The 14,883-nt window shown below is 54.2% G+C and carries 15 protein-coding genes; 12 read left to right on the top strand and 3 right to left on the bottom strand.

Annotated features, from left to right (window positions below; genetic code table 11):
* The first annotated feature begins 90 nt into the window (after positions 1–90).
* From NSU14_RS19690 to NSU14_RS19655, 8 genes are all read left to right on the top strand, one after another.
* Positions 91–831 carry an RNA polymerase sigma factor gene (locus NSU14_RS19690; RefSeq protein WP_076244179.1) on the top strand — a complete coding sequence of 247 codons (741 nt, stop codon included), beginning with the start codon at positions 91–93 and terminating at the stop codon, positions 829–831.
* Positions 794–1,087, top strand: coding sequence for a hypothetical protein (locus NSU14_RS19685; RefSeq protein ID WP_042135644.1), 294 nt, complete (start codon positions 794–796; stop codon positions 1,085–1,087). Before NSU14_RS19690 ends, NSU14_RS19685 begins: the two co-directional genes overlap by 38 nt.
* Complete coding sequence (locus NSU14_RS19680) at positions 1,077–1,997, top strand: ABC transporter ATP-binding protein (RefSeq protein ID WP_340946899.1); 921 nt, start codon at positions 1,077–1,079, stop codon at positions 1,995–1,997. Before NSU14_RS19685 ends, NSU14_RS19680 begins: the two co-directional genes overlap by 11 nt.
* Complete coding sequence (locus tag NSU14_RS19675) at positions 1,994–3,223, top strand: ABC transporter permease (RefSeq protein ID WP_336101322.1); 1,230 nt, start codon at positions 1,994–1,996, stop codon at positions 3,221–3,223. Before NSU14_RS19680 ends, NSU14_RS19675 begins: the two co-directional genes overlap by 4 nt.
* The gene (locus tag NSU14_RS19670; RefSeq protein ID WP_042135648.1) at positions 3,220–3,852 is read left to right on the top strand and encodes a hypothetical protein; all 633 of its coding nucleotides are present in this window, start codon (positions 3,220–3,222) and stop codon (positions 3,850–3,852) included. Before NSU14_RS19675 ends, NSU14_RS19670 begins: the two co-directional genes overlap by 4 nt.
* A 216-nt stretch (positions 3,853–4,068) precedes the next feature.
* Positions 4,069–7,539: a PAS domain S-box protein gene (locus tag NSU14_RS19665; RefSeq protein WP_076244183.1), complete on the top strand. Its 3,471-nt coding sequence runs from the start codon at positions 4,069–4,071 to the stop codon at positions 7,537–7,539.
* 31 nt (positions 7,540–7,570) lie between these two features.
* Positions 7,571–7,759 carry a DUF6954 family protein gene (locus tag NSU14_RS19660; RefSeq protein WP_042135652.1) on the top strand — a complete coding sequence of 63 codons (189 nt, stop codon included), beginning with the start codon at positions 7,571–7,573 and terminating at the stop codon, positions 7,757–7,759.
* 90 nt (positions 7,760–7,849) lie between these two features.
* Positions 7,850–8,245, top strand: a complete 396-nt coding sequence (locus tag NSU14_RS19655) for a NusG domain II-containing protein (RefSeq protein ID WP_340948968.1) — start codon at positions 7,850–7,852, stop codon at positions 8,243–8,245.
* Between the two features lie 8 nt (positions 8,246–8,253).
* Here the strand turns inward: NSU14_RS19655 and NSU14_RS19650 are convergent, their stop codons facing one another.
* From NSU14_RS19650 to NSU14_RS19640, 3 genes are all read right to left on the bottom strand, one after another.
* Positions 8,254–9,111: a TIGR03943 family putative permease subunit gene (locus NSU14_RS19650; protein ID WP_042135654.1), complete on the bottom strand. Its 858-nt coding sequence runs from the start codon at positions 9,109–9,111 to the stop codon at positions 8,254–8,256.
* A gap of 88 nt (positions 9,112–9,199) precedes the next feature.
* Positions 9,200–10,198 (bottom strand): permease, encoded by a 999-nt coding sequence (locus NSU14_RS19645; RefSeq protein ID WP_340946892.1) that lies wholly within the window; start codon positions 10,196–10,198, stop codon positions 9,200–9,202.
* 22 nt (positions 10,199–10,220) lie between these two features.
* On the bottom strand, positions 10,221–11,252 hold the full coding sequence (locus NSU14_RS19640; protein WP_171718473.1) for a CobW family GTP-binding protein: 1,032 nt from the start codon (positions 11,250–11,252) through the stop codon (positions 10,221–10,223).
* Positions 11,253–11,546: 294 nt separating this feature from the next.
* On the opposite strand from NSU14_RS19640, the gene rpmG reads away from it, so the two are divergent.
* From rpmG to NSU14_RS19620, 4 genes are all read left to right on the top strand, one after another.
* On the top strand, positions 11,547–11,696 hold the full coding sequence (rpmG, locus tag NSU14_RS19635; RefSeq protein WP_042135659.1) for a 50S ribosomal protein L33: 150 nt from the start codon (positions 11,547–11,549) through the stop codon (positions 11,694–11,696).
* Between the two features lie 95 nt (positions 11,697–11,791).
* On the top strand, positions 11,792–13,000 hold the full coding sequence (locus tag NSU14_RS19630; protein WP_340946890.1) for a GTP-binding protein: 1,209 nt from the start codon (positions 11,792–11,794) through the stop codon (positions 12,998–13,000).
* A gap of 379 nt (positions 13,001–13,379) precedes the next feature.
* Positions 13,380–14,087 carry a metal ABC transporter ATP-binding protein gene (locus NSU14_RS19625; RefSeq protein ID WP_039308718.1) on the top strand — a complete coding sequence of 236 codons (708 nt, stop codon included), beginning with the start codon at positions 13,380–13,382 and terminating at the stop codon, positions 14,085–14,087.
* A complete protein-coding gene (locus NSU14_RS19620) occupies positions 14,033–14,872 on the top strand; it encodes a metal ABC transporter permease (protein WP_076244191.1) in 840 nt (279 codons plus the stop codon). The genes NSU14_RS19625 and NSU14_RS19620 overlap by 55 nt, the downstream gene beginning before the upstream one ends.
* Positions 14,873–14,883 lie beyond the last annotated feature (11 nt).

Genomic DNA, 14,883 nt, shown 5'->3' with positions numbered 1-14,883 from the left:
ATAATTTTTGTTTTGGGGTCCCCACTTAGTGGGGTTATTTTTTGCGGACAGACTGTAACCTTTTGCCGGAGGTAAACGAATAACCAGTAGATGGCTCAGCGGGAGAGGAGGCGGCGTAAGACGAACGGAAACGGAAGAGAACATGCGGAAGACCCTGAGTCAGAGGAAGCGAAGGATAATTCCGCGGAAGAAGAGGCTGTACTGGTCAGGTTCCGGGACGGAAGCCTGGAGGCTTTTGAGTGGCTGGTGTGTAAGTACAGGAAGCCGGCGGTACGTTTTGCGTACCACTTGACCGGAGATTATCATACGGCCGAGGATCTGGCGCAGGATTGTTTCGCTTATCTGCTGGTGTATCCGGAGAAGTATGATCACCGTGCATCCTTCCAAACCTATCTGTTCACGATCCTGCGCAATAAAAGCATTGACTCCATCCGCAAGCGCAGCAGACAGCGTACCTTGACCGCGGAAGAGAGCCATAATCCTGAAGACCGCAGGTCACAGGGTGATGGTCCGGCAGACCGCGGCGGATTCGAGAGATACGGCTGCGTACATACACAGGGAACAGACGATCCCGAGCGGCTGGCTATTATCCGTGAAGAAGACCTGGAATGGCGCAGAAGGCTGCGCCAGATGAAGCCGGATTACTGCCAGGCGGTCTATCTGGTGGATGTGGGACAGATGTCTTATGAGCAGGCGGCAGCAGTAATGCGACGCAATATGGTTAGCTTCAAGGTGCTGCTGCACCGGGCGCGCAAGAAGCTTAGGCAGATTTACGAAAAGGAGGAGTGGGATTGTGAGGTCAAACGAACCGGAACAGTTATTTCTGGATGAGGTCTACCGCAAAGCGCGTCTGCTGGAATATGACAAGCGTGATGCAGAGAAAGTGCTGCATAACCGCAGGATGCTGGCCAGGCGCAAGGCAATGACAATATCATGTGTCACAATCCTAACGGCTGTTTTTGCCCTGATGATCTCGATTGGAAAGATTGATAAGGAACTATGCGTGGCGCTGTCGCTCCTTCTGATCGCAGCAGGTCTGCTGATTGAGAAGCTTGAATTGTCGTGGAGTCCGGAGAATGACGGGTGAACAGGGAATTGTAAGAACGGGGGAGAAGACTGGGATGGAGCTAATTATTAATCATTTAACCAAGACCTACGGAAACAAGCAGGCACTGCAGGATATCAGCTTCCGGGTGGGCGAAGGCATTCACGGCCTGCTCGGACCTAACGGAGCAGGTAAAACCACGCTGATGCGTCTGCTTGCCACCTTGCTGGAGCCTACCTCTGGAACGGTGGAGATTGGTGGTGTTGCCTTGAAAGATAAGGCCCGGATCCGGGAACTGGTTGGCTATTTGCCGCAGGAATTCGCCTTTTATCCGGGGATGACGGTAGTGGAGGCGATGGATTATCTGGCGCTGCTATCGGGCATATCCGGCTGTGCAGAGCGGAAGCGGAGAATAGACAAGCTGCTGGAGCTGGTTAACCTTACCGAGCAGCGCCGTACGAAGGTGAAGGCATTATCCGGGGGAATGAAGCGCCGGCTCGGCGTAGCCCAGGCAATGGTGCATGAGCCGAAGCTGCTGATCGTGGATGAACCGACTGCAGGGCTGGACCCTGAAGAGCGGATCCGTTTCCGGCGGTTGCTCAGCCGGTTTGCCGAAGGCAGAATTGTTCTCTTGTCCACGCATGTCGTCGAAGACGTGGAGTCCACCTGTGAGCAGATGACCGTGCTGCATAAGGGGCGCCTGCGTTATCACGGCAGAATAGGCGATTTGACTGCCGCCGCCGCCGGCCGTGTCTGGATAGCCGAGCTTGACCGGGTGGAGTGGGAACGGGACCGCGACCGGTTCCCGGTTCTGTCTGCTGTGCCGGAAGGAAGGAATATGCGGGTGCGGGTGCTTGCAGATGAACAGCCTTATGCAGGGGCACAGCAGACCGCGCCGTCGATTGAAGATGCTTATCTGCATCTCATGCGCAGGGAGGAATCCTTCGTATGATGGCACTGATCGGCAAAGAGATGCGCATGACGCTGCGCAGCCTGGTTTTTTATCTGTTTATTATCGCGAGCGTGTTCTTCTATTTCACCTCTTATGCTACGGAGGAAACCTGGGGCGAGCTGGGTTCCCCGGTTATAAGTACGCCGCAGAATGTAGGTACTATTGAACACCCGTATTACGGCTGGAAGCAGCCGGCGGATACCCGCGATTTGGCCGAACAAATGAGGAAGGAAATGGGCTGGAATCTGGATGCCGGAACCAGCCAGAAGATCAGGCTGGGTTTTCCATTCAAGGTTAAGCTGAGCGAGAAGGAGAAGACAGCCCTGTCTGCAGCGATCTCCCAGCTGGATGAGGTTCTGAAGAATCCGGATAAGTATACTATGGATGAGGTATACACTATCGCTGAGTCAGTGAACAATCAATTGGGCGGGAAAAGTATATACCAGCAAGGGCTGGGGGAATTCGGTTCTGCCATTGAGTCTGTTGATGAAGCCATAAAGGCGCAGGAAGCGGATCTTGCCCGCTATAACGCTAAGGTGGATGCAGGTGAATTGCTGCCCGGAGCCGCACGCTACTTCAGTGATTATCTCTCGCTACCAGCAGGGATCTTTCCGGTCTTTCTGTCTGCCTTTCTGCTGCTCCGGGACCGCTCAAGCCGGATGAATGAATTGATTTACAGCCGCAGGATTTCGCCTTGGGTGTATGTCGGTTCGAAGTTTATTGCACAAGGTGTCATGCTCTCTTTGATCTACCTCATCCTGGCTGTCATCGGCGGCTGGCAGACCGTATATTCACTGGGGCTTACCGGCCAGACGGGACAGGCTATTGTAATCTTCCTTGGATACACAGCATGGTGGCTACTGCCGACGTTATGGGTTTCCGTTGCCTTCGGGATGTTCGGCTCGATGCTGTTCCGCCGGGGGATCGTACCCATCGCCCTGCAGATTATCTGGTGGTTCGTATCGGTACTGCCGTTGTTGGGCTCTTATGGGCTGAACCGGCTGTTCATCCGCTTCAACTCGCCTAATGACTACGAGTTATACTGGAAGTGGACGGATGAGATTGCACTTAACCGTAGCTTCTATTTAATACTCTCTGTATTATTGGCTGCAGGAGCCGCCTGGTTATGGGAAAGAAACCGCAGCCGGCTGGATTCAGCCAAAACGCTGAGCAGGAAGACAGCTAAAGGAAGTGTGGCGGCATCTGCAGCGGAGGCGCTTAGATGAGCCGGCAGATCATCCGCCCGCTGGCCGGGTACAACCTCAGGCTGACTGCACATTATTCATGGCTCCTGTCCGCAGTGCTTCTGGCTGTCGTCCCGTTCTTCATGGAGCCGGCACTGATGAACAGGGTTCAGGCTGCGAAGCTGGGGGAACAGCTGATCAGCTTTCTGGGATTGATTGTCTTCCCCCACCTGGGCCTGCTGGAGGATGGCGGGATTGGTGAAGTGCTCTATGCCAAGCGGGTAAGGCATCATCCGGTATTTCTTTTCCGCTGGCTGCTCACCGTTCTCTATATCTTCCTTGTGGTGACTGCCTTATTCACATGGATGCATGGGAGCGGTGCTGATTTTGAACTGTGGCCGATGATCGGCGGGACAGTGATTACCGCAGTTGCGATAGGATCAGCGGGAATGACGGCTGCGCTCTTGATCGGCAACATCTCTGCCGGATACATTGCCGGGTTCTCCTGGTATCTGCTTGATTTCATGACCAAAGGCAAGCTGACCGGCCGCTTTTATTTATTCGGCCTGATAAATAGCGAATGGGATAACGATAAATGGCTGCTCGCAGGCTGCTCTCTTGTGCTTGCCGTGTTCTGTGCCTTCTGGCTGCCGCGCAAGAGGCTGGACTAATAGAGGCCAGCCCTGTCATATATCAGGTACAATCAAATATTATAAAAATCATATAACAACCGCCTTGACGTCATTTACTTGACCGGGGCGGTTTTTTGACGCATTGAATATACTGCCTGATTATTGGTGTGACTTCAGAGCTGGAGCATATTTTCCGAAAAAAAGGTATACTGATAATAATTTATGTCCCCCACTTTCACAGAGGAGGCTCGAGCTTTGTCTGACACACTTTTTAAGCATTTGTATTTACGTTCTTCCATAGGCTATGCGGTAGTATCCATTGACAATGGTACAATGCTCATGGCCAATCCTGCCTTTTGCGGGATGTTCGGATATACAGAGGATGAACTTAAGGATCTGCGTTATCTGGATATTGCCTATCCGGAGGATGAGCATACCGTGGATCACGGCGTGATTATGAAGTATTTGCTGCGCAGTCCCGGCGCGGCTGTAGATAAAGAGAAACGGTTTGTGCGCAAAGATGGGGAGATCATCTGGGTGGCGCTGCATCTATTTTTAATTATTGATGAATCGACAGGCAGGCCCCTGCAGCTGATTGCGGAGATGACTGATATTACCGCACGCAAGGTAGCAGAGAAGAAGATTGAGGAGGATCACCAGCTCTACAAGCTGATTACGCAAAATACTCCGGACATGATCTCCTTTGCCGATCCGGATGGAACCTTGCGATATGTTTCTCCCTCTGTTGAGAAAGTGATGGGTTACTCCGCAAGTGAGATGATCGGCAGGAAAAGGCCGGAATATTATCATGAAGTTGACGCGCTAGAGATGACCGAGCAGGGCAAGCTATACTCGGACAACGATGTCTTTACCCGCCGGGCAAGGCATAAAGACGGCCATTACATTTGGATTGAAAGCTCGTTTCAGGTTATGCGGGACCGTGAAGGTGAAGTGCAGCAGGTACTGACCATTGCCCGTGATGTTACAGAGCGGAAGAAATATGAGGAGATGCTGGCGTCTGCGCAGGAGCTTGGGCAGATGGGTTCGTGGGAATGGAATTCGGTCTATGCGGAGTTGACGGTTTCCAGCCAGATGCGGGCTATTTTTGAAATGGGCGGCTGCCAGGGCAGTCATACCCGGATTGATTATCAGCTGCTCCTGGATTGTGTGGTGAAGGATGATCTGGGGGCGCTGCGTGAGGAGCTGCACCATACACTGAAGTCAGGCACCCAAGGTGAGGCGACCTTCAGAATCAGGAATGGCAGCGGCGGGCGTAAAGTGATCTATGCGCACTGGGAGGTTATCCTTGATGCGACAGGCAAGGTTCAGCAGATCCGCGGCATTGTGCAGGATGTTACGGAACGCCACCGGATGGAAGAACAGCTTCGCGACAGCGAACGGAATTACCGCCTGATCTCGGAGAATTCTCAGGACTTTATCTCACGCAATGCGACAGATGAACAGGCGACATATCTGTATGCTTCTCCGGTCTGCCAGCAGATGTTCGGATATACTCCGGAAGAAATGGTCGGCACGAATGGGATGGATTATATCCATCCTGACGATTTTGCCTGTGTGCAGGCTTTTCTGGACGATAGTAAGAAGGGCTTGAAGCTGGAGCCTATCGTCTTCCGTTATCTGTGCAAGGACGGCTCTTATCTGTGGGTGGAGACTACGCTGCGGCATACGGAGACGGGAACCCCGGGAATTACAGAGATGATTGGGGTTACCCGGAATATCTCTGAGCGCAAGCAATATGAACTGAAGCTGCTGGAAAGCGAGAACCGGTACAAGTCGCTGTTCGAATATAATCCGTCCGCGATCAGTGCAATGGATCTGCAGGGCTGCATCCAGTCGCTGAATGCCAGTCTGCAGCAGCTCACCGGCTATTCCCGTGAAACACTGCTGCATTCAAGCTACAGTGAGATTATTGATGCGGATGAGCTGGCATTTGTGAATAACCGTTTTCTTGCCGCTGCCGGGGGGATGGCCCAGACCTTTGAGACCCGGATCATCCGCCGTGACGGGCAGACGGTTGAGGTTGGCATGATTTATGTACCTATTCTGCTGGACAGCCAGGTGGTAGGCGTGTTTGCGATCACGAGCGATATCACCGAACGCAAACGGCATCTGGAACAGATTGAGAAGCTCAGTTATGAGCATGCGCTGATATTGAATTCGGTTTCGGAAGGGATCTTTGGCATCAATCTGCAGGGGGATACGGTCTTTATTAATCCGGCGGCTTCCATTATGCTGGGTTACGCTCCCGGGGAGCTGGCCAGCAATATCAAGCTGCAGACGATCGCCCAGACCTGGATGGACGGGGAACTCTACCGCGGAGGGCATAGGACCCTCGCAGAGCTGCTTACGACTAATCTCTCCTATGAGCGGGAGCAGGAAGGGATTTTCTGGAGACAGGACGGTTCCAGCTTCCTCGTTAAATACCGCATGACGGCATTATATGATAACGGGGAACGCAAGGGTGCGGTAGTGGTATTCCGTGACATTACCGAGGAGAAGGCGGTTGTGCGTGCCAAGGAATCAGCGGAGCAGGCCGACCGGGCCAAATCAGAATTCCTGGCCATTATGAGCCACGAGCTGCGCACTCCGATGAATGGGATTATTGGCATGGCTGATCTGCTCTCGGGGACAGAGCTTACGGAAGAGCAGGAATACTACACGCAGATTATTAATAAAAGCGGTGGAGCACTGCTGCATATTCTGAATGAGGTGCTGGATTTCAGCAAGATTGAATCCGGTATGATGACGCTGGATCTGCAGCCGGTCGATGTCCGGCAAGTGATTCAGAATGTATGTGAACTCTTTTATCCGCGGGTCAAAGAAAAAGGGCTGACCCTGCGCAGCGAAGCAGACCCGGAGATTCCCGGTCTTGTAATAACGGATGAAATCCGGCTGCGGCAAATCCTCGTGAATCTGGTCGGCAATGCGGTGAAATTCACGGAAGAAGGGGAAGTCGGTATTTCCGTGAAGCTGGAACCTGTACGGGAACCCGGGTCAATGATTCTCAGATTCTCGGTGACAGATACCGGTATTGGAATTCCGCAGGACAGCCAGAGCCTGTTGTTCCAGTCGTTCTCCCAGCTGCATCCTTCCATTAACCGCAAATACGGCGGAACCGGACTGGGGCTGGCCATAAGCAAGAAGCTGGTCGAGCTGCTGGATGGTGCGATCGGTGTGGACAGTACCGAAGATGAGGGCTCGGAGTTCTATTTCACGATTGAGGTTATGCCGTCTGGGGAGGTTGCGGGGCCTCCGCTGCCCCTGGAGATCCTTGCAGCTGAAGAGTATAAGAACGGAATTTTTGATATGGATTATCCGGAGGGGCAATATGGTCCGCTGTCGATCCTTATTGCCGAGGATCATCCGGTGAATCTGCACCTGCTGCAGAAGTATTTGAATAAGCGCGGCTATACCTCGGATGTGGCCCTGAACGGGGAGCAGGCGGTTCACGCTGTGCTCACACGTCATTATGATCTGGTGTTTATGGATATTCAGATGCCGGTGCTTGATGGTATTGAGGCTACAGGGCGAATCCGCGAGGCGATGGGATTATCCCCGGTTATTATTGCGGTTACCGCCTTTGCCCGGAAGGAAGATAAGGAAATGTGCCTTCGAGCAGGGATGCAGGACTTTATCTCCAAGCCGATCCGGGTGGAAGAGCTGGACAGGGTTCTGCGGGAATGGTCGATTAATCTCCGGAATTAGCAGGCAGAGCCTTGAGGAGGAGCAAACAGGAATGAGATGGATCATCTATATTTTATTTGCCATACTCTATGGGCTGACAACGCTATATGGGCTGGGGCCGGTGCTGCTGGCTGACGGATCGTTCCGGGAGCGGATGCTGACACTGGCCATTGTACTGCTGATCTATGCCGGAATTACCTGGTGGCTGCGGAGTTTGCTGAAGCGGCTGGGCAGACGTTGACAATCTTCCCCTGGCTAAACTATTATTTATAGGGATCGTAATTTTTACGATTATAAAAGAGTCAGCGAGAGGGTTACGGCATTGAAAACCATGAAACGTGGCGATTTCATCATGATCCTGGTCGTATTGCTTGCCGCCGGTTCCATTTACGGCTATAAGTGGTTCTCGAATCACAATGAGCATTATGCACAGGGAGATCTGAAGGCTGTTATTACAGTGAACGGCAAGGAGTACAAGACGGTAACCCTGACCAAGGAAGAACAGATTATAGACATCCGTACCAAGTTCGGTCACAATACCCTGAAGGTGTTCGACTATGGGATACAGATGACTTACTCGGATGCTCCCCTGACCATTGCGCTGGATATGGGGTTCATCTCCAGGCCCAAACAGCAGATTATCTGTATTCCGGCCCGGCTTCTCATTGAGGTCGTAAATCCCGGTTCATCCATTGATGACGATGATGCGCTGGATGCGGTGATCTAAGCTGGCACTCAAGGCTGCAGCTCCTCCCAGGCCGCTGCGGCGTCGGCACTAGTGTATACATAAGGTGTGGACGGCTCAGGAACTGCGGTTAGGACTTCCGGAGTAATCTGCAGTGTCTCCACTCCCTGATAGAGCACCACATGAAGCTTGCCCCGAACCTCAATCCAGGTATCGGCGGGCAGGCTTATTTGTGTTCCCGGCTTCAGCAGAATACCGAACGGAGTGGCATCCGCCGTGCAGCACTGGACGAGAAACCGGCTGACCGCATAGCTGGACTGGCCCGCACCCTGCGGCTCGCGGTAGAGGAAGCCGGATACCGAGATTTCCCGGCCCTCAAACTGTGATTTATACAGGTTGATTGCGCCCAGGGTCTCGGAGAAAATCTCCGGGTATACAGGAATAACGGACTGTCCGTACAGCTTGCCGGCCAGCTCGGCAAATTCCGCCTCATAGGGGTTAGAGGGAGTGAACTTCGCGCCGCTGCCGGACTCTGAAGCTGTATAAGACAGGGTGAGGCCTTTTCTGGCCGCTGCAGCACTGCCCAGTGCGCGGTCAGGCAGGAGAAACCCGAGCAGCAGCGGAAGCAGGAACAGGCTGTACAGTGCGGAGCTGCCCAGCCCGGAACGGGGGAGGCGGTGCTCACAGTCGCACAGGACACTGCTTTTGCCAAGGACGGCTTGAAGCCCGAGGCTCAGCGCCATCAGGGAGAGCGGAACCGGACACAGTCTGATCCAGCGGGCCAGCTTGGGGGCAACGTAGTAATGAAGCGCGTCCTGCTGGACCAGATGTCCGATATAGAGGGCGAAGGCGAGCAGAATAACCGCCCTCAGTAAATAGTGAAACCGGATGCTCCGGGCGTTATTCATACGGAACCTCCTAAGAGTTTGTGAGGGTTGCTCCCTGAGTTTCTGCGGACAAACTGCATCGGAAGCATATGCTGAGTTTGTGAGGGTGCTACAGCCAGAGTGAAGCCAGCACCGAGCCGGTGAAGACGGCCGAGACAATCAGGAAGAACAGATAAAGCGCGAATCTGGTTTTGAACAGCGACAGCAGCATCAGTGAGTTTTTGAAGTCGAGCATCGGGCCCAGCACCATGAACGCCAGCAGAGATCCGGCCGGGAAGGAATGCAGGAAGGTAGAGGCGACGAAGGCATCTGAGGTGGAGCAGAGCGAGAGTACAAAGGCCAGCCCCATCATGAACAGGTAGGAGCCCAGCGGGCGCTCTCCGATAGCGGCCAGGCTGCCGTGATTCATGAAGGTTTGGATGCCGGCGGTTAACAGACAGCCGATGATCAGATATTTGCCCATTTCAAAAAACTCATCCGACGTATGCACAAAGACTGCGACTAAACGCCCGCCGCGGGTAGTGCGGTGACGCTCCTCGCCGCCCTCGCGGGGGATGGATAGACGCAGCGGTGATTTGCGGACGGTGGCATAGATGACAAGGCCGATTAGGGCGGCTACGGCAAAAGCCAGTCCCATCCGCGCATAGGCCAGTTCCGGATGGGAACGGAAAGCCGTCAGGGTTGCCCCGTAGACGACCGGATTCAGGATCGGACCGGATAGAATGAAGACGATGGCGACGTAGAGCGGCATGCCTTTGTGAACTAACCGGCGGACAAGCGGAATCATCCCGCATTCGCAGACGGGGAAGATGATCCCGAGCAGGCAGCCGAATAGAATAGCCGGAACCGGATGGCGCGGAATCCAGCGTGAGATCATCTCGTCCGGAACAAAGACGCGGAGCAGTGAGGAGAGTAGCGCACCCAGGAGCACGAACGGCAGGGCTTCGAGCAGAATGCCGAGAAACGCTGTTTTGAAGGTGTCCACATACCCGTTGTTAAGCAGCTCCGGATGACCGGGGAGCCAGAGAATGCAAATCGTGAGCAGGAAGGCAGCGGGAATGAGCAGCGGCAGTATTTTGAACGGAGAAAAGGTTGTCAAAGGCTTCATAGGCTCCTTCCCGCGCCTGATATTAGCTGAACAAGGCTGCCCAGCGGCGGCTGACCGCCCTCTCGTCCAAATTCAGGCCGATGCACACAATGTAAGGCTGGCCCGGATAACGCGAGGCTTCCCAGGTTGTGCGGTGTCCCGCATATTGCACGAGCTGTACGGAATCCTGCTCCGCAAGCTGGACATGACCTTTGGCTCTAAGCAGACTGTCTCCCCATTCCCGGAAAAAAAGCTCCAGCTGCTCCCGGCGGATCCTTCCGTTTCCCCCCTGCGGAACGGTCAGCGTAACTGCCGCTACCTGCGAGTAGGAGGTGCTTGGGCCGGACTCGGGCTCCTGCACAGCAGTCGCGCTCCCCCCGTAGCCAGGACTGGTTCGTTTAAGCGATGTGCCGTTTATAGTACCCGGTCCGCGCTGCGGCGCAGGCCTCCGCAGTTCACGGGCGGCGATGCCTGCCAGCAGCGGGGCCAGATTAATCTGGCTGTAATGGGTAAAAACAATCTCAGATTCAGAGTTTTGCTTATAGACCATTTTCTCGATTTTCCATAGGGTTTCCGGTTCGACCAGATCGCTTTTGTTCACGATAATCAGATCGGCCACCGTGAGCTGCTTGCGCAGAGTGCGGACCAGCTGTTTATCGGCGGAGAAGCGGCTGTTATAGTCCAGCGCATTCTCGGCGTCGAGCAGCGTGATGGTAAAGTGCAGCTTCAGCCGGTCTGCTAAAGGCATCTCCAGCAGCGATTTGGCAATTTCATCGGGGTCCGCTACGCCGGTAAGCTCGATGTAGATGATATCCGGACGGCGCGCCAGCAGGGCGGCCAGGCTGCGCGGCAGCTCTTCCTTGCGGCTGCAGCATACACAGCCGTCCAGCAGCTTTTCCACACTAGTGCCGGTATTCTCCTGCAGAATATAGCCGTCGACATCCTTTTTCCCCAGCTCATTCATGACTACGCCGGGATTCAGCCCCCGCCGCTTGCTCTCCTTCAGCAGACTTAACAGCAGAGTAGTTTTTCCGCTCCCCAGAAATCCGCTCAGTATGATCACAGGTATCTTCATGGCTCACTCTCCCGCTTCGTTCTTGGAATTGCAAGAATCATATTTTCTTTGTAATACAACCTTCGATGCATCTCACCAGAGCAACCGTCTGTTTCCTGCTGAAACGGCCCCGCTCTTGAAGGAGGCCAAGCCGTTTTCACTTGTAATTCCATCTATACGTAATTCCTCCGCAGGAAAGACCACAATTCTAAGAGAGTTGAAATTTTGCGGATCACCAGTTGACAGCGGACAGGCGGACCATGTAGAATGTGTAAATCGTAATAATTACGATTAAATAAGAGGGAGTTGAATTCAGTGAGAGTAATCGTTACCTTGGCCTGCACAGAGACTGGCGACCGCAACTACACCACTACGAAGAATAAGAGAACCACGCCCGGACGGCTTGAGATGAAGAAATACTGCCCGCGCCTGAAGCGTGTAACGCTGCACCGTGAGACCCGCTAAGCATGCTGAGCCGTACCTTGGGAAGGAAGAAGTTCTGATAGACGGGCGGCGGGTGCGCTGCTGTCCTAAACTAAATTTGTGTAAGGAGTAAATCAATGAAGAGAATTCCTGTTACTGTACTCAGCGGATACCTCGGTTCCGGCAAAACCACACTCCTGAATCACATTCTGCATAACCGCGATGGCCTGAAGGTGGCGGTCATTGTGAATGATATGAGTGAAGTGAACGTGGATGCGGGCCTGGTAAAATCCGGCAATACCCTCTCCCGGACAGAGGAGAAGCTGGTGGAAATGTCCAATGGCTGCATCTGCTGCACGCTTCGCGATGATCTGCTGCGGGAAGTGAATAATCTCGCGTCGGAAGGGCGTTTCGATTATATTCTGATCGAGTCTTCCGGCATCAGCGAGCCGGTTCCGGTAGCCCAGACCTTCACCTATGCGAACCCGGAGCTGGATATTGATCTTACTGAGCTTGCCAGACTGGACACGATGGTTACGGTAGTCGATGCCAACCGTTTCTGGCATGATTTTGCATCGGGGGACAGTCTGCTTGACCGCAATATGACTGCGGGCGATGGCGACTTCCGGGATATCGTTGATCTGCTGATTGACCAGATTGAGACCTGCGATGTGCTGCTGCTGAACAAATGCGATCTCGTGGACGAGCAGGAGCTGAACAAGCTGGAGGCTGTGCTGCGCAGGCTTCAACCGCGCGCGAAGATCATCCGTACGGTTAATGCGGAGGTCGACCCTTCAGAGATCCTGAATACAGGTCTGTTTGATTTCGAGCAGACCAGTCTGTCCTCCGGCTGGATCGCGGAGCTCGGCAAGGAGGAGCATACACCGGAGACGGAAGAATACGGCATCACCTCCTTTGTCTACCGGCGCAGAACGCCGTTCCATCCGCAACGGCTGAGCTTCTTCTTCAGCAACTGGCCGGCCGAGGTAATCCGGGCCAAAGGTCTGGTATGGCTGGCCGCGCGCGGGGATCTGGCCGCAACCGTCAGCCAGGCGGGACCGTCCATTCAGTTCGGTCCGGCCGGTTATTGGCTGGCGACGATGCCGGAGGACCAGCAGCAGGAGGTGCTGGCCGCCGAGCCGGATGTGAAGGCGAAGTGGGACGGGCAGTGGGGCGACCGGCTGAACGAGATCGTGTTCATCGGCGTCAGCATGAACCGTGCAGACATCGAAGCCCGGCTGGACCGCTGCCTGCTGAGCGCGGAAGAAATGCAGCTGGACTGGAATGAGTTCAACAATCCGCTGCCATGGCCGGCAGACGAGCTGCTTGCTGCCGGGCAGGAATAGAGGGCTGAGGAGGAGCGTGCAGCGGGCGGAAGGTTAGGGTTTAAGAATTGAACTCGGGTGATACAGGGGATTTATATCCGGGTGGAATACAAGACAGGCATCTGGAGTTACGGTGGTATGCAAGAAGAGCATCTAATTTCGCGGAAGAGCCGGAATCGGGACTGTCGGTTCCGGCTTTTTGCTGCCTAGATTACAGTGTTAATCAGTTTGATTACGATTAATTTTCGGTTTTGGGTTTACAGATCGTAATTATTACGATAATATCAATGGAGTTAAAACGTAATTATTACGAATAAATTCATTATCTGCGAATGTTAATAGACTTTGCCGGTGCATTAGCTCCGTCTGAAGTTGAATGAAGAAGGGAGGACGATACGCTATGATTTTGTCATCCATGCGGGATGTTGTGTTCGGCTACGGGAACGAGCCGGTCATTGACCGCTTGTCGCTGGATATTGAAGCCGGGCAGTTCATCGGGATCACCGGCCCCAACGGAGCGGCGAAGACAACGCTGCTCAAGCTTATGCTGGGCCTGCTGAAGCCCTGGAGCGGAACGGTCTCCCTGAACAAGGAGCTTACCGGCGGGGGCGGGCTGGTGATTGGCTATGTGCCGCAGCAAGTTGCCTCCTTCAATGCCGGATTCCCCAGCAAGGTCATCGAGCTGGTCCGTTCCGGCTGCTACTCCAGGCTGGGATTGTTCCGCCGCTTCACGAAGGAACAGGAAGCGCTGGTGGAGAGCAGCCTGCGTCAGGTCGATATGTGGGAGTACCGCAACCGCAGAATCGGCGAGTTGTCCGGCGGGCAGAAGCAGCGGATCTGCATCGCCCGGGCGCTGGCCCAGCAGCCGCAGGTGCTGGTGCTGGATGAGCCGGCAACCGGCATGGATACTGCCAGCCGCAGCGGCTTCTACAAGCTGATGCGGCATTATGTCAGCCAGCATGGCCGCACCGTCATTATGGTTACACATGGTCTGGAAGAGACAAGATCCTATCTGGATACGGTGATCAGCCTGGAACGGCAGGAACAGGAGGGCTGGACATGCTTGGTTACGAATTCATGCAGCGTGCATTTTGGGCAGGAGGCCTGATTGGCATTATTGGTCCGCTGCTTGGCGTATATCTGATGCTGCGCAGGCAGGTGCTGATGGCGGACACCCTGTCCCATGTCTCACTTGCAGGTGTGGCCCTGGGTTCAGTCCTGCAGTGGAACCCGGCCATCAGCGGTTTCGCTGTGGCCGTAGCCGGAGGGCTGGTTATCGAGCAGCTGCACCGTTCTTACCGTACATACAGTGAGCTTCCGGTAGCTATCATTATGACCTCCGGCCTGGCGCTGGCCGTCGTGCTGATGAGCCTGAAGCAGAACCTGACCAAGAGCTTCAGCTCCTACCTGTTCGGCTCCATCGTTGCCGTGAGTGATACCCAGCTTAAGCTGATTGCCATCGTGGCCGCTGCCGGACTTGTCTACTTCATTGTGCTGCGCCGGCCGCTGTACAACCTGACATTTGACGAGGAAACCGCCAGCATCGGCGGAGTCCATACCGGATTACTGTCCTTCTCGTTCGCCGTTCTTACCGGCATGACCGTTGCCGCAGCCATGCCTGTTGTAGGTGTGCTGCTGGTATCCGCTCTTATTGTGCTCCCGGCATCCATTGCGCTGCGGGTTGCGTCCGGTTTTACCACAGCCATTCTGATTTCAGTCGCTGTCGGCTTGACCGGCGTGTTTAGCGGCTTAACGGCTTCGTATTATATCAACACGCCTCCCGGAGGCACGATTGCACTTATTCTGCTCGTATTTTTGCTAATTGCCATTGCTGTGCAACGGCTGATTACCTTGAAAAACCGCCGCAACATTCATAAATCTACTACCATTTAAGAAAAGGGGTC

Origin of the sequence: Paenibacillus sp. FSL R10-2771 (genome assembly GCF_038000205.1) — a bacterium.
GTDB classification, from domain to species: domain Bacteria; phylum Bacillota; class Bacilli; order Paenibacillales; family Paenibacillaceae; genus Paenibacillus_AQ; species Paenibacillus_AQ phytohabitans.
This window is presented reverse-complemented; position numbering and strand designations above follow the sequence as displayed.